Origin of the sequence: Polaromonas sp. UBA4122 (genome assembly GCA_002381615.1) — a bacterium.
In the GTDB taxonomy this organism is placed as follows: domain Bacteria; phylum Pseudomonadota; class Gammaproteobacteria; order Burkholderiales; family Burkholderiaceae_C; genus Polaromonas.
The window spans coordinates 23196-44293 of sequence record DFWY01000102.1; the positions used below are offsets into that span (position 1 = coordinate 23196).

The 21098-nt window shown below is 59.3% G+C and carries 16 protein-coding genes and 1 tRNA gene; 3 read left to right on the forward strand and 14 right to left on the reverse strand.

The window, feature by feature from the left end; all coding sequences use genetic code 11:
* Positions 1-56 precede the first annotated feature (56 nt).
* On the reverse strand, positions 57-911 hold the full coding sequence (ygiD, locus tag B3F77_RS13705; RefSeq protein ID WP_293605485.1) for a 4,5-DOPA dioxygenase extradiol: 855 nt from the start codon (positions 909-911) through the stop codon (positions 57-59).
* A 303-nt stretch (positions 912-1214) separates the two neighbouring features.
* Between ygiD and B3F77_RS13710 the strand changes: the two genes are divergently transcribed.
* The gene (locus B3F77_RS13710; protein ID WP_293605486.1) at positions 1215-2666 is read left to right on the forward strand and encodes a polyhydroxyalkanoate depolymerase; all 1452 of its coding nucleotides are present in this window, start codon (positions 1215-1217) and stop codon (positions 2664-2666) included.
* Positions 2667-2719: 53 nt separating this feature from the next.
* The gene (gene rsxB, locus B3F77_RS13715; protein ID WP_293605487.1) at positions 2720-3424 is read left to right on the forward strand and encodes an electron transport complex subunit RsxB; all 705 of its coding nucleotides are present in this window, start codon (positions 2720-2722) and stop codon (positions 3422-3424) included.
* Between the two features lie 20 nt (positions 3425-3444).
* Here rsxB and B3F77_RS13720 read toward each other — a convergent pair whose 3' ends face one another.
* From B3F77_RS13720 to scpA, 10 genes are all read right to left on the reverse strand, one after another.
* A complete protein-coding gene (locus tag B3F77_RS13720) occupies positions 3445-3858 on the reverse strand; it encodes a cyclic nucleotide-binding/CBS domain-containing protein (protein WP_293605488.1) in 414 nt (137 codons plus the stop codon).
* An 85-nt stretch (positions 3859-3943) separates the two neighbouring features.
* A complete protein-coding gene (locus B3F77_RS13725; RefSeq protein ID WP_293605489.1) occupies positions 3944-4999 on the reverse strand; it encodes a 2-oxoacid:ferredoxin oxidoreductase subunit beta in 1056 nt (351 codons plus the stop codon).
* Positions 4996-6846, reverse strand: coding sequence for a 2-oxoacid:acceptor oxidoreductase subunit alpha (locus B3F77_RS13730; protein ID WP_293605490.1), 1851 nt, complete (start codon positions 6844-6846; stop codon positions 4996-4998). Before B3F77_RS13730 ends, B3F77_RS13725 begins: the two co-directional genes overlap by 4 nt.
* Positions 6843-8681 (reverse strand): FAD-dependent oxidoreductase, encoded by a 1839-nt coding sequence (locus tag B3F77_RS13735; protein ID WP_293605491.1) that lies wholly within the window; start codon positions 8679-8681, stop codon positions 6843-6845. Before B3F77_RS13735 ends, B3F77_RS13730 begins: the two co-directional genes overlap by 4 nt.
* A gap of 185 nt (positions 8682-8866) precedes the next feature.
* The gene (locus B3F77_RS13740; protein WP_293605492.1) at positions 8867-9376 is read right to left on the reverse strand and encodes a VOC family protein; all 510 of its coding nucleotides are present in this window, start codon (positions 9374-9376) and stop codon (positions 8867-8869) included.
* Positions 9376-11424: an acetyl-CoA carboxylase biotin carboxylase subunit gene (locus B3F77_RS13745; protein WP_293605493.1), complete on the reverse strand. Its 2049-nt coding sequence runs from the start codon at positions 11422-11424 to the stop codon at positions 9376-9378. The genes B3F77_RS13740 and B3F77_RS13745 overlap by 1 nt, the downstream gene beginning before the upstream one ends.
* The gene (locus B3F77_RS13750; protein ID WP_293605494.1) at positions 11424-11735 is read right to left on the reverse strand and encodes a cupin; all 312 of its coding nucleotides are present in this window, start codon (positions 11733-11735) and stop codon (positions 11424-11426) included. The genes B3F77_RS13745 and B3F77_RS13750 overlap by 1 nt, the downstream gene beginning before the upstream one ends.
* Positions 11732-13264 carry an acyl-CoA carboxylase subunit beta gene (locus tag B3F77_RS13755; protein WP_293605495.1) on the reverse strand — a complete coding sequence of 511 codons (1533 nt, stop codon included), beginning with the start codon at positions 13262-13264 and terminating at the stop codon, positions 11732-11734. The genes B3F77_RS13750 and B3F77_RS13755 overlap by 4 nt, the downstream gene beginning before the upstream one ends.
* A gap of 21 nt (positions 13265-13285) precedes the next feature.
* Positions 13286-14323 carry a methylmalonyl Co-A mutase-associated GTPase MeaB gene (gene meaB, locus B3F77_RS13760; RefSeq protein ID WP_293605496.1) on the reverse strand — a complete coding sequence of 346 codons (1038 nt, stop codon included), beginning with the start codon at positions 14321-14323 and terminating at the stop codon, positions 13286-13288.
* Positions 14320-16476, reverse strand: coding sequence for a methylmalonyl-CoA mutase (gene scpA / locus B3F77_RS13765; RefSeq protein ID WP_293605497.1), 2157 nt, complete (start codon positions 16474-16476; stop codon positions 14320-14322). Before scpA ends, meaB begins: the two co-directional genes overlap by 4 nt.
* 155 nt (positions 16477-16631) lie before the next feature.
* Between scpA and B3F77_RS13770 the strand changes: the two genes are divergently transcribed.
* Positions 16632-17267, forward strand: coding sequence for a GntR family transcriptional regulator (locus B3F77_RS13770; protein WP_293605498.1), 636 nt, complete (start codon positions 16632-16634; stop codon positions 17265-17267).
* 439 nt (positions 17268-17706) lie between these two features.
* On the opposite strand, the gene B3F77_RS13775 is transcribed toward B3F77_RS13770, so the two are convergent.
* From B3F77_RS13775 to B3F77_RS13785, 3 genes are all read right to left on the reverse strand, one after another.
* Positions 17707-17783, reverse strand: a tRNA-Val gene (locus B3F77_RS13775).
* Positions 17784-17877: 94 nt separating this feature from the next.
* Positions 17878-20139 (reverse strand): RelA/SpoT family protein, encoded by a 2262-nt coding sequence (locus tag B3F77_RS13780; RefSeq protein ID WP_293605499.1) that lies wholly within the window; start codon positions 20137-20139, stop codon positions 17878-17880.
* Positions 20140-20167: 28 nt separating this feature from the next.
* On the reverse strand, positions 20168-21097 hold the full coding sequence (locus tag B3F77_RS13785) for an alpha/beta fold hydrolase (protein ID WP_293605500.1): 930 nt from the start codon (positions 21095-21097) through the stop codon (positions 20168-20170).
* Between the last annotated feature and the right edge of the window lies 1 nt (position 21098).

Consider the following 21098-nt stretch of genomic DNA (forward strand, 5'->3'; position numbering starts at 1 on the left):
AGCCTCTAGCCCAATAAAGACGGGCGTAACCAGCTACTTTTTTAATAGCATTTTTCTCAACCCCAGACGACCGAGCGCATTGAAATAGAACCGCCCTGAAAACTGGTGTTGAAAAACCGCATGGGCTCCCGGACATCGACGGCGCCAGCCGCATACAGCAGGGGTAAATAGTGGTCATGGGTAGGATGTGCCATTTTGGCCACCTGCCCCAATTTCTGAAAATTTTGCAAGGCGTCCAGGTTGCCCTGCTGCAGGTAGCCGCCAATGGTCTGGTCAAACTCCAGCGCCCAATCGTAAGCCTGGCTACCCGTCGCACCACGCTGCATCTGGCGCAGGTTATGCACGATGTTGCCGCTGGCCACGATCAGCACACCCCGGTCGCGCAAGGCCTTGATTTGTTTCGCCAGGGCGTAGTGCTCTTCGGGCGCGCGGCCATAGTCCATGCTGAGCTGGATCACCGGGATATCCGCCTTGGGAAACATGGGCTTGAGCACCGACCAGGCGCCGTGGTCCAAGCCCCACCCGCCCCTGTCCAGCCCCAGCGGCGCCGAAGCCCTCTGCCTGACCAACTGGCTGATTATCTGCGCAGCCGCCGGATCTCCTGGCGCGGGATACTGCTGGTCAAACAGTTCCTGCGGGAAACCGCCAAAGTCATGGATGGTTTTAGGCTGGTCCATGCCGGTGAGCCACCAGCCTTCCGTGAGCCAGTGGGCTGAAATGCACAAAATGAGCTGCGGCCGGGGGAGTTTCGAGCCAAATTCGGCGCCCAGGGCCTGCCAGCTGCGCCGGTATTCGTTGTCACCAATGGCGTTCATGGGACTGCCATGACCGAGAAAGATTACTGGCATTCTTTCTGATTTTTTGAGAGATGCCAGACGGTCAAGCGCGGCGACTTCGGTGGTGGGAAGCATGGTCTTTCCTGTGACGGGCTATTGCAGCGTCCGCAGTCTGCGGAGGCCTTGGGTTGGGTTGAGATGTTAAGCGTTACTTAAGCTAAAGGACCACAGCCGAGCCACTCCGGGAGCTAGCCCAACGAGAAAAAGAGCCCGCCGACCTTGTTTGTCGGCGATCCGGCGCCATTTTTCATGAGGCAACCGCGTAAAAACAGCCTGGAACTGGTAGTTATCCTCCAACCGACCCGGCCAACGCCTGTTATATTGCACTGCAACATATTACGATATTGTCCAAAATTTACAGTACGAAGATTTGACCCCATGCTATACAAAGTCTATGAAACCCAGCGCACCTTGATGGAGCCTTTTGTTGACTTTGCGCAAGCAGCTGCGAAGCTCTACAGCAACCCCTTGTCGCCTCTCGGACAAAACCCGTTTTCCCAGCGCGTGGCTGCCGGCTACAGCCTGATGTACCGCCTCGGTAAAGACTACGAAAAGCCGACCTTTGACATCCAGACGATCGATATCGATGGCACCAGCATCGCCATTCACGAGCGGGTGGAAATTGACAAGCCCTTTTGCGAGTTGCGCCGTTTCAAGCGTCTTACGGACGACCCGGCCACGCTGACCAAGCTCAAGAACCAGCCGGCTGTGCTGATCGTGGCACCTTTGTCGGGCCACTACGCCACCTTGCTGCGTGACACCGTCAAAACCATGCTCAAGGACCACAAGGTCTACATCACCGACTGGAAAAATGCGCGCACCGTGCCCCTGTCCGAAGGCACCTTCCACTTGGACGACTACGTTAACTATGTGCAGGAATTCATCCGGCACCTGCAGGCCAAGTATGGCAACTGCCACGTCATCAGCGTGTGCCAACCTACCGTGCCGGTATTTGCCGCCATTTCACTGATGGCCTCCCGCGGGGAAACCACGCCGCTGTCAATGATCATGATGGGCGGCCCGATTGATGCACGCTTGACTCCGACGACCGTCAACGAGCTCGCCACGACCAAGAGCTACGAGTGGTTTGAACGCAATGTGATTTACCGCGTGCCGAGCAACTTTCCAGGTGCGGGGCGGCGCGTTTATCCCGGCTTTTTGCAGCATACCGGCTTTGTGGCCATGAACCCCAACCGCCACGCCAGCAGCCACTACGACTATTTCAAAAACCTGGTCAAGGGCGACGACGCCAGCACGGAGGCGCACCGCAAGTTTTACGACGAGTACAACGCCGTGCTCGACATGGACGCCGACTACTACCTTGAGACCATCAAAACCGTGTTTCAGGAGTTCAAGCTCGTCAATGGTACCTGGGACGTGATCTCCGCCGAGGGCAAGACCGAACGCGTGACGCCGGGCGACATCAAGACCACCGCCGTGATGACGGTGGAGGGTGAGATCGATGACATTTCAGGTGCCGGGCAAACCAAGGTGGCACTGGAAATGTGCAGCGGCGTGGCAGCGAGTCAGAAAAAGCACTTGGAAGCCAAAGGCGCAGGCCATTACGGCATTTTCAGCGGACGCCGCTGGCACGGCGTGGTCTATCCGGCCGTCAAAGCCTTCATTATTGAACACAATCAGCTCCCAGCCCAGGCAAAACAAGCAGTCTTAGCTGCCAAAAAGATAGCAGAACCGGCTCCGCTTGTAACCGCCAAACCGGTAATCAAGACAGTAGCTAAGACGGCTGCGAGGCCGACTGGGAAGGCCGCCGCGCCATCCACCGCACGGCCCACCAGCAAGACGGCAAAAAAAACCACGCGCAGCAAGTGATTTGAAGGGTGCAGCGCGACTGACAGGAATCTATCTGGTGGGAGAATAGGCGGGTGAATTCACCCACCGAAAACACTCTTTTTGCCCGCATCAACGCCGCGTTGCCGCAAACCCAGTGCACCCGCTGCGGTTATCCCGACTGCGCAGCTTACGCGCGATCAATAGCGTCAGGCAACGCCGCCATCAACCAGTGCCCGCCAGGCGGCGCTGAAGGTGTGCAGCGCCTTTCCGCCATCACCGGACTGCCCGCACTGCCCCTGAACCCCGCTAATGGCATCGAAGGGCCGCGTGCAGTGGCCATCATTGACGAAGCTTGGTGCATAGGCTGCACGCTATGCATCAAAGTCTGCCCGACCGACGCCATTATGGGCAGCAACAAAATGATGCACACCGTGATTGAGCCGTATTGCACGGGCTGCGAGCTTTGCGTGCCGGTGTGCCCGGTCGACTGCATCGGTCTGAAAAACGTCACAGGGGAGAAGACCGGCTGGAGCGCCTGGTCGCAGGAGCTATCGGATCTGGCGCGTTCTCGCTATGCTTTCCATAGCGCCAAAGCAAAGCGAGAAAAGACTGAGAGCGACGAAAACCTCGAAAAAAAGGCGCTGGAGAAACTGACCGATCTCTCCACCCATTCATTGCACACGGACCCGGTGGCGTTAGGAAAAAAACGCGCCATCATCGAAGCCGCCGTGGCGCGGGCTCGGGAGCAACGAGCTACGCTGTCACCCGATACTTCCGCCCCAGACAAGCCATGGTAGGATGGCATGTCCAGCAGGCCTCATCCCAGCGCGTCGTTCACCTGCTCGTGAAACTCCGCCAGGCTGACGGCATTGCCGATTTCGCGTGGTAACGCGTCGCGCACCGAGAAGACGCCCAGGATTTTCGAACCCGCGCCCATGATCGGCAGATGACGGAATCCGCGCTCGATCATGATGAGAACCGCGTCCGACACCTGCATCTCCGGCGCAACGCAATAAGGGTTGCGCGTCATGACCTCCGACACCTGAGTTTTCTCGGGAATGAGCGCCTTGGCCAATACCCGCGTCATCAGGTCGCGTTCAGTGACGATGCCCAACAAGGTGCCGGGTGTGTCCACAATCAGCACGCTGCCACAGTTGGCCCGGGTCATGACGCAGGCGGCCTCCCAAGCGCTGGCGTGCGGACCCAGACTGATGACATGCTTTTGAGACATGGATTGGAAAACAGTACGTTCCGGCATGATGGCGACCCCTTTCAAGTGACGATATGAACCCGGCTCCCCTGCCCATCCTAGCAGCCTAGCGCAGCGTAGCGTTCATTTTTTCCAGTTCCCCGGCACCGGGACAAAGCTGCGCCGCACCCAGCGTGTTGAGAGGCTTGTCGCTGGTGTTGAGTGCCGTGTGCAGATCGGTGGCCAGAGAATCCAGGTAGAGCAGGCCCGTGACGATCTCACCGCGTGCCTGGTGCACCTGCATGTAGCTCATGGCAGCGTAGCGGTCGGTGGGGTCGTAATCCGGGTGCAGCTTGCGCAGGCGCAGCATGGAGCCGTCGTGCTGCTGCACTTCCACCATCTCGCCAGGGGCATATTCCGTAGTGATCTCGCTGCGCGGCGTGATGAAGTCGATACGACTCACGGCGTCGTTATGCTGGCGCACGTAGTCGTAACTCTTGGTGCTACCGCTGTGGTTGTTGAAGGTCACGCAGGGGCTGATGACGTCAATGAAGGCGGCACCGCCATGCGCCATGGCACCTTTGATGAGCGGCACCAGTTGCGCCTTGTCGCCGGAGAAGCTGCGCGCCACATAGGTGGCACCCAGTTGCAGGGCAAGGGCCACCAGATCCACCGGGCTGTCGCTGTTAATGACGCCCTTTTTGCTCTTTGAGCCTCGGTCGGCCGTCGCGGAAAACTGTCCCTTGGTCAAACCATAGACGCCGTTGTTCTCCACAATGTAGGCCATACACACGCCGCGGCGCATGGCGTTGGCGAACTGGCCCAGGCCAATGGACGCCGAGTCGCCGTCGCCCGAGACGCCCAAATACAGCAGATCGCGATTCGCCAGGTTGGCCCCGGTCAGTACCGAGGGCATGCGGCCATGCACAGTATTGAAGCCGTGCGAGGCACCCAGAAAATAGTCCGGCGTCTTGGAACTGCATCCAATGCCGGACAGCTTAGCCACACGGTGCGGCTCGATGTCCAGCTCCCAGCAGGCCTGGATGATGGCTGCAGAAATCGAGTCATGCCCGCATCCGGCGCACAGCGTGGAGATGCGGCCTTCGTAATCACGGCGGGTGTAGCCGACCTTGTTGGTGGTCAGCGTGGGATGGTGCAGCCGGGGTTTGGCGATGTAGGTCATGCGAGCTCCTTGTGCCGGGGCAGGTCAGCGGCCTGCGGCGCCGCCGGATGCACACTTTGGCGAATGGCGCGTGCGATGAAGCGCGCGGTAATTGGGGTGCCGTCATAGTGCAACACACGCACCAGCCGCGCCGGGTCGATATCCATCTCATTGATCAGCATGGAGCGCATTTGCGCATCGCGGTTTTGCTCCACCACAAACACCTTGTCATGCTCGGCGATGAAGCGTTTGACCGACTCGGGGAACGGAAACGCGCGCAGCCGCAGTGCGTCCAGGTGCACGCCCTCTTCTTCCAGCACGTCCAGTGCCTCGCGCATGGCCGGGCTGGTGGATCCGAAATAAATCACGCCCAAAGAAGTTTTTTGGGAGGCGTTGCGCAACACCGGTTGCGGCACCAGGTCAGCTGCGGTTTTGAACTTGCGCAGCAAGCGCTCCATGTTGTAGATGTAGTCCGGGCCGCGCTCGGAATAGCGGGCATAGGGGTCACGTGTGGTGCCGCGCGTGAAAAAGCTGCCCTTGGTCGGATGGGTGCCGGGCAGCGTGCGCCACGGAATGCCGTCACCGTCCACATCCTTGTAGCGGCCAAAGTCCTTGCCGGCTTCGAGTTCGGCCGCGGTCATGACCTTGCCGCGGTCGTAGTCGCGCGCGTCATCCCACACAAAGGGCTTGCACAGGCGCTGGTTCATGCCGATGTCCAGATCGGTCATCAGAAAGATCGGTGTTTGAAGGCGCTCCGCCAGATCCAGAGCCTCTGCAGCGTGTTCAAAGCACTCGTGCGGGTCCTGCGGAAACAGCAGCACATGCTTGGTGTCGCCGTGCGAGGCATAGGCACAGGAAAGTAGGTCGGACTGCTGTGTACGCGTTGGCATGCCGGTGGAGGGGCCGCCCCGCTGCACGTTGACGATGGTCACCGGAATTTCGGCAAAGTAGGCCAGACCGATGAACTCGGTCATGAGCGATACGCCTGGCCCGGAGGTGGCGGTAAAGGCTCGCGCCCCGTTCCATCCAGCGCCCACCACCATGCCGATGGAGGCCAGCTCGTCTTCGGCTTGCACGATGGCGTAATTATGCCGACCGGTTGCGGGGTCCACGCGGTACTCGTCGCAATACTTCTGGAACGCCTCGGGCACCGACGAGGATGGCGTGATCGGATACCAGGCGGCCACCGTAGCCCCGCCATAGATGCACCCCAGCGCGATGGCACTATTGCCGTCGGTAAAAATCTGATCCCCCACCTTGTCGGACTTGCGCACGCGAATGCCCAAGGGGGCATCAAGGTGCTCTTTGACAAAGTCCCGTCCTAGGTGCAATGCCTGAATGTTGGAGTCCAGCAGCCGCTCCTTGCCCTTGTATTGCTCGGCAAAAAGTTTTTCAAACACATCGGCATCCATGTCGAGCAGCACTGACAAGGCGCCGACGTAGATGATATTTTTGAACAGCTGGCGTTGCCGGGGATCCCCGTACACGGCGTTGGTGATTTCCGTGAGCGGCACGCCAATGACGTGCACGTCGTCGCGAAACCTGGATGGCGGCAGCGGCCGCGTACTGTCATAGAACAGGTAGCCGCCGGGCTCGATTTCGGCCACGTCGGAATCCCAGGTCTGCGGATTCATGGCCACCATCATGTCGACGCCGCCGCGCCGCCCGTGATAGCCTTTTTCACAGACCCGCGCCTCATACCAGGTAGGCATGCCCTGGATGTTGCTCGGGAAGATGTTGCGCGGGCTCACCGGCACGCCCATGCGCATCACGGCCTTGGCGAACAGCTCGTTGGCCGATGCCGAACCGGAGCCGTTGACATTGGCAAACTTGATGACGAAATCGTTGATGGCTTCTATGCGTTTCATGCGGCCTCCGTTTGGAGCGTGCGACTGGAATGGTGCGGGTCGCGGCAGCGCGGCCCCGCTTGCGCGGTGTTGAGCAGGAACTTCTGCATGTCCCACGCGCCGGTGGGGCAGCGCTCGGCACACAGTCCGCAGTGCAGGCAGACGTCCTCGTCCTTGACCATGATGTGCCCGGTTTTTAGCTCGGTTGACACATACAGATCCTGGGTGGTGTGCAGCGCCGGCGCCTTGAGCCGCGTGCGCAAGTCGGCTTCTTCGCCATTGGTGGTGAAGGTGATGCAGTCCATGGGACAGATGTCCACACAGGCATCGCACTCGATGCAGGTGTCGCGGTTGAATACCGTCTGCACGTCGCAGTTCAGGCAACGGCTGGCTTCCTTGAAGGCCGTGGCGGCATCAAAGCCTAGCTCTACTTCCACCCGAATGCTGGCCAGGGCCTGCTCAGCTTTGGCCCATGGCACCTTGAAACGCGTATCGACCGACACATCGTTGTGGTAACTCCACTCGTGGATACCCATCTTCTGCGACATCAGATGGGTCAAGGGCGCGGGACGCACTTCGACCGCTTCACCATGCAGGAAGCGGTCAATCGACACCGCCGCCTCATGCCCGTGAGCCACGGCGGTGATGATGTTCTTGGGTCCGAACGCCGCATCGCCGCCAAAAAAAACTTGCGGCACAGTAGACTGAAAAGTGTCCTTGCCCAGCACCGGCAGACCCCAGCGGTCAAACTCGATGCCGCAGTCGCGCTCGATCCAGGGGAAAGAGTTTTCCTGCCCCACGGCGACCAGCACCGTGTCACACGCGAAAAACACGTCCGGTTCGCCCGTGGGCACCAGACTGCGACGGCCTTTGTCATCATAAACCGCGCGCACCATCTCAAAGGTCATGCCAAGCAGCTTGCCGTCCTGGTGCTGGATGCTCTTGGGAACGTGGAAATTGATGATGGGAATGCCCTCGTGCAAGGCGTCCTCTTTCTCCCAGGGCGAGGCCTTCATTTCCTCGAAACCGCTGCGCACGATGACCTTCACGTCAGAGCCACCAAGGCGCCGCGCAGAACGGCAGCAGTCCATGGCGGTATTGCCGCCACCCAACACAATGACGCGTGGTGCCACGCTGGTGATGTGGCCGAAGGAGACCGACGCCAGCCAGTCGATGCCAATGTGGATGTGAGCCGCAGCCTCTTTGCGCCCGGGCACGTCCAGGTCGCGCCCGCGCGGTGCGCCGCAGCCCACAAACACGGCGTCATAGCCCTGCGCCAGCAAGCCCTTCATGGATTCCACCCGCTGACTGCTGTTGAACTGCACGCCAAGGTCGAGCACATACCCGGTTTCTTCGTCAATCACGGACTCGGGTAAGCGAAAACGCGGAATCTGCGACCGGATGAAGCCACCCGCCTTGGCCTCACCATCGAACACGGTCACTTCGTAGCCCAACGGCATCAGATCGCGCGCCACCGTCAGCGACGAAGGCCCCGCCCCGACGCAGACCACGCGCTTGCCGTTGCGTGGTGCCACTGCGGGCATGCGCGCCTTGACGTCGCCCTTGTGATCTGCCGCCACGCGCTTGAGACGACAGATGGCCACCGGCTCGGGCTTGTCGCCGTTGTTTTCTTCGACACGACCGCGCCGACACGCGGGTTCACAGGGCCGGTCGCAGGTGCGACCCAACACCCCGGGGAAGACGTTGGACACCCAATTGACCATGTAGGCATCGCTGTAGCGACCCTGACCAATCAGTCGGATGTATTCAGGAACAGGCGTGTGGGCCGGACAGGCCCATTGACAATCGACGACCTTGTGGAAATAGGCCGGTTGGGTGATGTTGGTGGGTTGCAAAAAATGCCTCCTTAACCTGCGAAGGCACCGGAAACAGCGCCACAGGTGAAAGGAGTTTAAAGCGTCAGGCCCTCAATGCACTCCGGGAAATCCAGAAACTTGCGGTTTTCATGACAAATGTCAAAAAATTCGATGGGATCATGAGGCCGCTTTGCCCCGCCTGCACCACGGCACGACTCCTTGCGTCAGCGCCAGTCGAATGCTACCAGCCGGGAAAAGGCCAACACCACTTCGGGCGGCGCCTGCACCATTTCGATGAGAACACCCTCGCCCGAAACTGGAAACTCATCATTTGATTTGGGGTGCAAAAAACAGATGTCGAAGCCGGCAGCCCCCTTGCGGATACCGCCCGGTGCGAAGCGCACGCCCTGTCCGGTCAACCATTGCACCGCCTTGGGCAGATCGTCAATCCACAGACCCACATGGTTGAGCGGCGTGGCCTGCACAGCCGGTTTTTTATCCACATCAAGCGGCTGCATCAGATCAACCTCCACCTTGAACGGGCCGCTTCCCATGGCGCAAATGTCTTCGTCCACGTTCTCGCGTTCGCTCACGAAATTGCCGGTGACTTCAAGACCCAGCATGTCCACCCACAAGGTGCGCAGACGGTCTTTGCTGATACCACCGATGGCGATTTGCTGGACGCCCAAAACCTTGAAAGGCCTGTCCTGAGCTTGTCGAAGGGGACGGCTCATTATTCAAACTCCACAATCGGCTGGTCGACCACCAGTGACTCGCCTATGGCGGCCAGCACCTTGCCCACCACGCCATCGGCCGTGGCAAACAGCACGTTTTCCATCTTCATGGCTTCAATCACCGCTACACGTTCACCCGCCAGAACTTTTTGCCCCAGTTGCACAGCCACTTCAACCAGTAAGCCAGGCATGGGCGACAGCACGTAGCGGCTCATGTCCGGCGGCGCCTTGTAGGGCATCAAGGCATGAAGCTGGGCGGCGCGCGGCGACAGTACCAGCGCATCGAGCCGGGTTCCGTTGTGAGCAATGCGGATGGCCAGCGGGTTCCTGCCCACACCGCGTTCGACCTGGGCAGCGAAAGGCTGGCCATTGACCGTGCCGCGAATGCGAGCGCCACCCAAATGCCAGTTGCTACATATTTCATAACGTTTCCCGCCCGTCTCTACAGCACTGGAGCCTGATTTTGCTTGAAAATCTCTTACCAGCGTCGGTCGTGGGGTGTTCTGCCCGCCTACGCCCAGGCCAACAACCACAAACTCCTCGCCCACCGTCACGCCGTGGCCCGGTAACTGCCCGCTGATACCCGCAGCGCGACCCAATATACGGCGGTTCACATAGGCCGCCAGCGCAGCCAAGAAGTCTGTATCTTCATGCGGCACATCTTCGGCACAAAAACCCTGCCCATAATTTTCCGCAATGAAACCGGTATTGAAGTCACCCGCGACGAATTTGGGATGCGCCAGCAAGGCCGCCTGAAATGGGATGTTGCTGCTGATGCCGCGAATCACGAAGCCGTTGAGCGCCTCGCGCATTTTTGCAATCGCTTCATTCCTGTCTTTGCCGTGAACGATGAGCTTGGCAATCATCGAGTCGTAAAACATCGGGATTTCGCCGCCATCCTGCACGCCGGTATCGACCCGCACGCCGAACAGATGCAACGTATCCCCCGCAAACATGGTTTCCTTGGGTGGTTGAAAGCGCACCAACCGGCCGGTGCTGGGCAAAAAACTACGAAAAGGGTCCTCAGCGTTGATGCGGCACTCGATGGCCCAGCCGTCGCGCTTGACATCCGCCTGCGTGAGCGGCAGCTTTTCGCCCGCAGCCACGCGGATCATCAACTCCACCAAGTCCAGGCCAGTGATGCATTCGGTCACCGGGTGCTCCACCTGCAGGCGGGTGTTCATTTCCAGAAAGTAAAAACTCTGGTCCTTGCCGACCACAAACTCCACCGTACCGGCACTCTGGTATTTCACGGCCTTGGCCAGCAGCACGGCCTGCTCGCCCATGGCCTTGCGCGTGGCCTCAGAAATGAAGGGCGATGGCGCCTCTTCAATCACCTTCTGGTGACGGCGCTGGATCGAGCACTCGCGCTCGTTCAGGTAAACCACATTGCCATGGCTGTCGCCCAGCAGCTGAATCTCGATGTGCCGCGGTTCTTCAACAAACTTTTCGATGAAGACGCGGTCGTCGCCAAAACTGTTGCGCGCTTCGTTGCGGCAGCTGGTGAAGCCTTCCAGCGCTTCCTTGTCATTGAAGGCCACGCGCAAGCCTTTGCCACCGCCGCCAGCGCTAGCCTTGATCATCACCGGGTAGCCAATGCCTTTGGCAATTTCCACCGCTTTCTCGGCACTTTCAATCGCCTCATTCACGCCGGGAATGCAGTTCACACCCGCCGCACCCGCCAGTTTTTTGGATTCAATCTTGTCGCCCATCGCCGCGATGGAGTGGTGCTTGGGGCCTATGAAGACGATGCCCTCTTCTTCCACCCGTTTGGCGAACGCCGCGTTTTCGCTCAAAAAACCGTAGCCAGGGTGCACGGCTTGCGCCCCCGTCTGCTTGCAGGCGGCAATGATTTTTTCGGCCTGCAAATAGCTGTCGCGACTGGGCGCCGGGCCAATGTGGACCGCTTCGTCGGCCAGCTCCACATGGCGCGCATCCTTGTCGGCATCGGAATAAACTGCGACCGTCTTGATGCCCATCTTGCGGGCGGTCAGAATGACGCGGCAGGCGATTTCACCGCGGTTGGCAATCAGAATCTTGGTAAACATTACACACATCCTTCTTTTTCAATCACGAGAATGCGCGCCTCACCCTGCGGATGCGCCACATGCTCGGTACCCACATCGGCATAAAAAATATCGCCGGCATTGAGTAGCACCACCTCTTCCTTGCCGCTTACCCTGTAATGCATGGCAACCATGCCGTCCATCACGGCAAATACTTCCTCGCCATCGTTCACATGCCATTGGTAGGGCTTATCTGTCCAGTGCAGTTTGACCGTGGTGCCATTCATATTGGCGATATTCAGACTGCCCCAAGCCCGGTCAGCGGTAAATGTTTTGCTGCAGATGATGTTCATAACGGAATATTGCCGTGCTTGCGCCACGGGTTTTCCAGCTTTTTGTCGCGCAGCATCACCAGCGATCGGCAAATGCGTTTGCGCGTTTCGTTCGGCAGGATCACATCGTCGATAAAGCCGCGTGCGCCAGCCACAAACGGGTTGGCGAAGCGTGCCTTGTACTCAGCTTCCCTGGCGGCCAGCTTGGCCGGGTCACCCTTGTCTTCGCGGAAGATAATTTCCACCGCGCCCTTGGCGCCCATCACGGCAATCTCGGCATTGGGCCAGGCAAAGTTGACGTCGCCACGAAGGTGCTTGGAGGACATCACGTCATACGCACCGCCGTAAGCCTTGCGGGTGATCACGGTGATCTTGGGTACAGTGCATTCGGCATAGGCATAGAGCAGTTTGGCACCGTGCTTGATGATGCCGCCGTATTCCTGTGACGTGCCAGGCATGAAACCCGGCACATCCACAAAGGTCAGTACCGGAATGTTGAAGGCATCGCAAAAACGAACAAAACGCGCGGCCTTGATGGAGCTCTTGATGTCCAGGCAGCCCGCCAATACCAGCGGCTGGTTCGCGACGATGCCGACCGACTGGCCTTCCATGCGTGCAAAACCGATGATGATGTTCTTGGCGTACTCGGGCTGGATCTCAAAAAAGTCGCCATCGTCCACCGTTTTGGCGATCAGCTCTTTCATGTCGTAAGGCTTGTTGGCATTGTCCGGTACCAGGGTATCCAGGCTCATGTCCAGGCGGTCGGCGGGATCGCCGCTCAAACGAACCGGGGCTTTTTCGCGGTTGTTCAGCGGCAGGTAGTTGTACAGCCTGCGCAGCATCAGCAGGGCTTCCACATCGTTGTCAAAGGCCAGGTCAGCGACGCCGCTGCGCGTGGAGTGGGTGATGCCACCGCCCAGTTCCTCGGCCGTCACTTCCTCGTGCGTCACGGTTTTCACTACCTCGGGGCCTGTCACAAACATGTAGGAGCTGTCCTTGACCATGAAGATGAAGTCGGTCATGGCCGGAGAATAAACGGCGCCGCCCGCGCAGGGGCCCATGATCATGCTGATCTGCGGCACCACGCCCGAAGCCATCACGTTGCGCTGGAACACGTCGGCATAGCCGCCGAGCGACGCCACACCTTCCTGGATGCGCGCGCCACCCGAGTCGTTCAGACCAATCACCGGCGCGCCAACCTTCATGGCCTGGTCCATCACCTTGCAGATTTTTTCGGCATGGGCTTCAGACAGTGCGCCGCCAAACACCGTGAAATCCTGGCTGAAGACAAACACCAGGCGGCCATTGATCATGCCGTAGCCGGTGACGACGCCGTCGCCGGGGATTTTGTTGTCCTGCATACCGAAGTCGGTACAGCGGTGTTCAACAAACATGTCCCATTCTTCGAACGTGCCTTCGTCCAGCAGCAGTTCCAGACGCTCGCGTGCCGTCAGCTTGCCTTTGCCATGCTGCGCGTCAATGCGCTTTTGGCCACCGCCCAAGCGGGCCGCAGCGCGCTTTTTTTCCAGTTGTTCAAGAATTTTCTGCATGGTTCGCTTTCTTTACGCTCTTTATTTAATAGCTGCCTGCGCCCGTGTTGATTGGGCTGCAAGCAGATTTCTTGCTGCTATTGAGGCTGGGATGTGGTCGCTCGACACCTGGGCTACCAGCGTCGGCAGCAAGGCGCTAACCGCCGGGTCTTGCCGGAAAGCCTGCTTCAGGCCCGCGTCAATGCGTTCCCACATCCATGCGAGCGACTGCTGCTGACGGCGTGCGGTGAGCCTGCCATTGGCGGTCTGCAAATTTTTGAACTGCGTTACCGCCGCCCAAAACGCATCGACACCCTTGTTGTGCAGCGCGCTGAGCTGCATCACCTGAGGGTGCCAGTTTTTGTCAAAGTTGGCCGCCTGGTCGCGGCCCATGGCATTGTTGACGAGGCCAAACAGACGCATGGCCGAGGCGATTTGTGCCTCGGCGCGCATGGCGGCATGGGCATCAATGTCGGCCTTGTTGATGATGACCAGATCGGCCAGCTCCATCACGCCTTTCTTGATCGCCTGCAAATCGTCACCAGCGTTGGGGAGCTGCATCAGCACAAACATGTCGGTCATGTTGGCCACAGCAGTTTCACTCTGGCCCACCCCGACGGTTTCGACAATCACCACGTCATAACCCGCCGCTTCGCACACCAGCATGGCTTCGCGCGTTTTTTCGGCCACGCCGCCCAGCGTGCCGCTCGATGGGCTGGGGCGGATGTAAGCATGATCGTGCACCGACAGCTTTTCCATGCGCGTCTTGTCACCGAGGATGGACCCGCCAGACACGCTGGACGACGGGTCAATGGTGAGCACCGCGACACGATGGCCCTGCGCTATGAGGTACAGACCCAGCACTTCAATGAAGGTGGATTTCCCGACACCGGGCACGCCGCTGATGCCGAGACGAAAGGCTTTTCCAGTATGCGGCAGCAAGGCTGTGAGCAGTTCGTCGGCCTGCGCGCGGTGGTCGGCACGGGTCGATTCAAGCAGCGTGATGGCTTTGGCGATGGCGCGGCGCTTCACGGTGGTCTCACCGTGCAGCACTGCGGCCACCAATGTGCCCTGGTTCACTTCAATGCAGCCTTGATCTGCTCCAGCACATCTTTGGCACTCGCAGGAATCGGCGTGCCCGGGCCGTAAATGCCTTTCACACCCGCTTCATAAAGCATCTCGTAGTCCTGCCGGGGAATCACTCCGCCGACAAACACAATAATGTCGTCGGCCCCTTGCGCTTTCAATGCTTGGATAATGGCGGGCACCAGCGTCTTGTGGCCAGCGGCGAGTGTGCTCACACCCACGGCATGCACGTCGTTTTCAATCGCCTGCCTCGCGCATTCTTCGGGCGTCTGGAACAGCGGGCCCATGTCCACGTCAAAGCCCAGGTCGGCAAACGCGGTGGCCACGACTTTTGCGCCGCGGTCATGGCCGTCCTGGCCAAGCTTGGAAATCATCACCCGCGGGCGGCGGCCTTGCGCTTCGGCAAAGGCGCTGATTTCATCCTTGAGCGTCTCCCAGCCTTCGGCCGAGTCATAAGCAGCTGCATACACACCAGTCACCTTTTGCGTATCGGCGCGGTGGCGCCCGTAAACTTTTTCCAGCGCGTCGCTCACCTCGCCCACCGTGGCGCGCAAGCGAACGGCCTTGATGCTCAGGTCCAGCAAATTGCCGTCGTTATTTTGCGCCGCAGCCGTCAGTGCGTCCAGGGCGGCCTGCACCGCGGCGCCATCACGCGTTGCCTTGATGGCTTTGAGGCGTGCAATCTGCCCGTCGCGCACGGCCACGTTGTCGATGTCGCGCGTCTCAATCGCGTCTTCCGTTGTCAACTTGTATTTGTTGACGCCCACAATCACGTCTTTGCCGCTGTCAATGCGGGCCTGCTTTTCTGCCGCTGCGGCTTCAATCTTCAGTTTGGCCCAGCCGCTGTCCACGGCTTGGGTCATTCCGCCCATGGCTTCGACTTCTTCAATGATGGCCCAAGCCGCATCGGCCATGTCCTGTGTGAGCTTTTCCATCATGTAGCTTCCGGCCCAGGGGTCGATCACGTTCGGGATATGGGTTTCTTCCTGGATGATGAGTTGGGTATTGCGTGCAATGCGCGACGAAAATTCTGTGGGCAGTGCGATCGCTTCGTCAAACGAATTGGTGTGCAGGCTTTGTGTGCCGCCGAAGACGGCCGCCATGGCTTCGATGGTGGTGCGCACCACGTTGTTGTAGGGGTCCTGCTCGGTCAGGCTCCAGCCGCTGGTCTGGCAGTGCGTGCGCAGCATCAGGCTCTTGGGGTTCTTGGCTTCGAAGCCCTTCATGATGCGGCACCACAGCAAACGGGCGGCGCGCATCTTGGCCACTTCCAGGTAGAAGTTCATGCCAATGGCCCAGAAAAAACTCAGGCGCCCGGCAAAGCCATCGACATCCAGGCCCTTGCCCAGCGCGGTTTTCACATATTCCTTTCCGTCCGCAAGCGTGAAGGCCAGCTCAAGCGCCTGATTGGCGCCCGCCTCTTGCATGTGATAACCCGAGATCGAAATAGAGTTGAACTTCGGCATGTTCTGGGCCGTGTATTCAATGATGTCGCCAATGATGCGGATACTGGGCAGGGGCGGATAAATATAGGTGTTGCGAACCATGAACTCCTTGAGGATGTCGTTCTGAATGGTTCCACTCAATTTATCCTGGCTCACGCCCTGCTCTTCAGCGGCAACCACATAGCCCGCCAGCACCGGCAGCACCGCGCCATTCATGGTCATGGAAACACTGATCTTGTCGAGCGGGATCTGGTCGAAGAGGATTTTCATGTCCTCAACGCTGTCAATTGCCACGCCGGCCTTGCCCACATCGCCCGTGACGCGCGGGTGGTCGCTGTCATAGCCACGATGCGTAGCCAAATCAAACGCGACCGACACGCCCTGCCCGCCCGCGGCGAGCGCCTTGCGGTAAAACGCGTTGGACTCTTCTGCGGTGGAAAACCCGGCATATTGCCGGATCGTCCAGGGCCGCACCGCGTACATCGTCGCCTGGGGACCGCGAATGAAGGGCTCAAACCCCGGCAAGGTATTGGTGTAAGGCAGGTTTTGGATGTCCTCAGCGGTGTACAGCGGCTTGACACTAATGCCATCCGGCGTTTGCCAGTTCAGGACATTTACATCGCCGCCAGGCGCTGATTTGGCAGCCGATTTAGCCCAGGCTTCCAAGCTGGAGGGGTTGAATTCAGCGGGCTTTGAGCTCATGGTGGTGTCGGCTGTCCTAGTTGAGCTTGGCAGAATGTTCAAGCCTTGGCAAGGCGGGAGCAAGCTGCGCAGGATGGTTTTATGGCTCTAGCGAGGAGTTTACATTATTTATAATTATTGATTCAAAATATTCCATTGAGCTTACAATTTAACGTATGGCTGAACTTTCCTTGTCTCACCGAGCGCTTTATGAAGAAGTCGCCGAACTTTTGCGCCAGCGCATTTTCACCCGCGAACTGGTGCCGGGCAGCTGGATTGATGAGCTTAAGCTGGCCGAGGAATACGGTATCAGCCGCACCCCCCTGCGTGAAGCCCTGAAGGTGCTGGCCACTGAGGGTCTGGTCACCATGAAAGTGCGGCGCGGCGCTTACGTGACCGAGGTATCCGAGCGCGATCTGACTGATGTCTACCACTTGCTGGCTCTGCTTGAAAGCGATGCCGCCGGGGTGGTGGCCGCCCAAGCATCGGAATCCCAACTCAAGGAACTGCAGGGCCTGCACAACGAACTGGAAAAGGCGGTGAACAACCGGGAACGCTTTTTTGAAATCAATGAAGCATTTCACATGCGCCTGCTGGAAATTGCCAACAACCGCTGGCGCGACCAGATGGTGGCCGACCTGCGCAAGGTAATGAAGCTGAACCGCCACAACTCACTGCTCAAGAGCGGGCGCATTGAAGAGTCACTGTCCGAGCACCGCGCCATCATGGCCGCGCTGGCTGCGCGCGATGGCGACGCCACCGCGCAGCGCATGCGCGAGCATTTCAGGAATGGACTGGAGGCGGCGGCTTGAGGTTCAACATGGGAAGCATGGCCCAGCTTACCGGCGTAAGTCCGCTGGATGGCGGCGGCTAAAACTCTCTTTGGTGATCTGCGGTTCCTCGCGTCTGGTTCATTCGCTGCGCTGTACCACCCCCATGCGTGGAGGCTTAAACTCAATTTGGCGTTGGCGGCCACATGCTTACCGCACGCGGAACACGTTTGCCTCGCTGCTGCAGGTTGGCGCGCGTGTGGCGTATGTTTCGTCGCAGCGTCGACACACTACACCGAGCCAAGTCGAGGAGACCTACTCACGCTGGCTGCCTGACGCGGATGGCAGCTATGCCCGCCAGCGTCTGGATGAAGCTTTCGCTGCCGTGCAATAAGGCCACAATAAAGCCCATGGACTTCGACGCATAAATGAAAAAGTCTCGTAAACCGTTGTAAATCAACAATTTACGAGACTTGATATTTGGTAGGCGCGATTGGACTCGAACCAACGACCCCCACCATGTCAAGGTGGTGCTCTAACCAGCTGAGCTACGCGCCTAAGGATTGTCCGAGCCGTGATTGTAGCAGGGCAAAACGCCGTCTTGCCCTGCTACCAAAAATTGCCAACAATAAATATTCTCACCCTGTCGGCGTCAGCGTCTTCGGGCTGTTCGCACGCCCGGAACCTCCGCCACGATGGCCAGCACCTGATTAAGACGGCCAGATTGCGCCACCTCCACCGTGAAGGTCATCCACGCCGTGCCACCGCGATTGTCCTTAACAGACTGCGTTTGCACACCGATCACGTTCATTTTTTCTTTGGCGAACACCTCGGAAATATCGCGCAGCAGCCCTTGCCGGTCGGCGGCTTCCACCGCCACATCCACCGGATAAACCGAGCCGTCAGGCGTTTTGGGCGAGCTCCATGCCACCTCAATCACACGGTCAGGGCTGCCGCTGGCCATATTGCGGAAATTACTGCAGTCGCTGCGATGAATGCTCACGCCTTTGCCCTTGGTCACAAAGCCGAGAATCGCATCAGGTGGCGCGGGTTTGCAGCACTTGGCCAGTTGCGTCAACAAGGAGTCAACCCCCACCACGAGCACGCTACCCTTGCCGCGCTGGTTGGACTTGTCGGGTTGGCGTGTTTTTTTGGCCAACACATAGTCGTCCGCAGGCAAAACGGGCTCCTGCGGCCGCAGCATGTTTTCAATGGTGCGCAGGGACAACTCGTCTTTGCCTACAACTTCAAACAGGTCATCCGCCGTTTTGAAACCCAGTTGAAGGGCCAGGGCATCCAACTTCATCGCGGTTTTGCCTTCGCGCTGAAGCAGCTTTTCAACCGCTTCCCGACCCTTCGCCACGGTTTGCGCCATGGCCAATGCGTTGAACCAGGCACGCACTTTCGATTTCGCACGGTGGCTGGACAAGAAACCCAGCTCAGGATTGAGCCAGTCACGGGAAGGTCCACCCTCCTTGGCCGTGATCACTTCAACTGTCTGGCCGTTTTGCAGCGGCGTGTTAAGCGGTACCATCGCCCCGTCAATACGCGCGCCGCGGCAGCGGTGCCCCAAGTTAGTGTGCACGCTGTAGGCAAAGTCCACGGTCGTTGCGCCTTGGGGTAATTCCACAATGGCGGCATCGGGTGTCAGCACATAAATGCGGTCCTCGAACAAGCCCTGATTGGCATCGCGCGCACGCTGTCCAGCCGGGCCTGACAGGTCGCGCTCCCACGCCAGCAATTGCCGCAGTACGGCGATCTTGGCGTCGTATTCGCTGCTGGCCGACACCCCGCTGTAACCCTTGGTGCCCGCCTCCTTGTAAGCCCAGTGCGCCGCCACACCGTGCTCGGCATAGTCGTGCATGGCTTGCGTACGTATCTGGATCTCGACCGCCCGACCTGCTTTATCACGCACCACAGTGTGCAAAGACTGATAGCCGTTGGTTTTGGGTTTGGCGATGTAGTCATCAAACTCACCCTCTACCGGTGTAAAGCGCGAATGCACAAACCCCAAAGCCGCATAGCAGCCATTTACATCGGCTGCGATCACGCGCAAGGCACGAATGTCAAACACCTGCTCAAAGTCAAGCGACTTGCCGCGCATTTTCTTGACAATACTGTAGATGTGTTTGGGCCTGCCCTGCACCAGCGCGGCAATGCCGTTCTGGTTCAGCTCGCGTTCGAGTTGCGCACGCAGAGCCTCCATGAATTCCTCGCGTTCCACACGTTTTTCATCGAGCAGGCGGGCCGTTTGCCTGTAGGTATCAGGCTCAAAAAAACGGAAGGCCAGGTCTTCCATTTCCCATTTGACCTGCCATATCCCCAAGCGGTTGGCCAGCGGTGCAAACACATGCAACGATTCGTGGGCCAGCGCCGCCGGGGCTGCCTGCCTGGTCGCGGCGTAATAGCGCAAGGTCTGCAGGCGCGAGGCGAGCCGCAACATGACCACCCGCAAATCACGCGAGAACGCCAGCAGCATCTTGCGCACGTTCTCCGTCTGTGCCGCAGGATCGTCCAGCAGTTGCGCTTTGGCGTCTGCGGTGCGCGCCTGGCGCTGCACCTGGACCAGCTTGGTCGTTTCTATCGCCAGAGCGGCATAGTTGGCGCCGAAGGCCTTGGCGATCACTTCCTGTGGTTTGTTCAGGTGCTGGCACGCATGCACCAGGTACGTGGCGGCCTGCATGGCTTCCGAGCCGCCAATCGACTTGAGGATGGCCGCCACCGCATCGGCATGTGCCAGGATGTTTTCGCCGGTGTCCAGCGTTTCGCTGGCAATCAGCGGCTCGGCAAAAGCGCGCGCCCGCGCCAATGCATGCGGCTGGTCCGGCAGGCTGTCGGCCGTGGCCGTCACGATGGAGGCGTTGGCACTTTGGGAGGCCGTTGGGCCGTGCGGCCCAAGCACATTGCTTTTCATGAAAACTCAATCAAATTGTTGCCCGGCATTAACCAAGCAGAAAACCCGCCACTGCAGCGACCTGATCTTTTGCGATCAGCGTGGGCACATGCCCGACCCCTTCAAACTCCACCAGGCGGGCATGCGGCCCGCGTTCAGTCATGGCGCGGGCCGTCTCGGGACTCAGCAAATCCGAAAGCGCGCCGCGGATCAAGAGCGTCTCGGCCTTGATATGGTCGTAAAGCTGCCAGAGCGTGGCCTCGTCCTGCTGCGCAGAAGCTTCGGTAGCCAGTTTGAACGGCACCGCAATAGCCGGGTCGTAATGCAACCGAAACTTGCTGTCAGCAGCGGCTGACACAGGCTTGACCATGGGACGAGACAACGCCAGCCATTGTTCCGGGGTGTGGGGTCCAAAGCTTTGGGAAACCGCCCACATGGCGTCGGCCGCGTCTTGCAGGGTGCTGAAATACCCCGCCTCCCCCAAGTAAGCGCCAATGCGCACAATCGCCTGCCACTGGAGGGTCGGCCCGACATCGTTCAGCACCAGTCGGCGCACAGGCACTGCCAAAGGCAGATCGGGCTGACCGCACACCACTATGCCCATCAACCCGCCCATGCTGGTACCTACCCAGTCCAGCGTCGTAATCGGCGACTGGGCGTGCAGACGAGACAGCAAAACCAGCATGTCCGCCACATAGGCGGGCACCTGGTAGCCCATGGGGTCTTTCAGCCAGTCACTTTCACCGCGGCCCACCACATCGGGACAGACCACACGAATGCCGGTCGGTCGTTGCGCAGACTGTTGAACCTGCTCGCATAAAGCCTGCGCCAACACGTCAAAATCCCGTCCCTGGCGGGTCAGACCATGCACACACACCACAACATGTCCGCTATCCGGCTGGCCCCATTGCCAATAGGCCATTCGATGCTCGCCTTCGGCATCGGGACAGGTGACGTATTTCAGCGTAGGTTCAGTCATG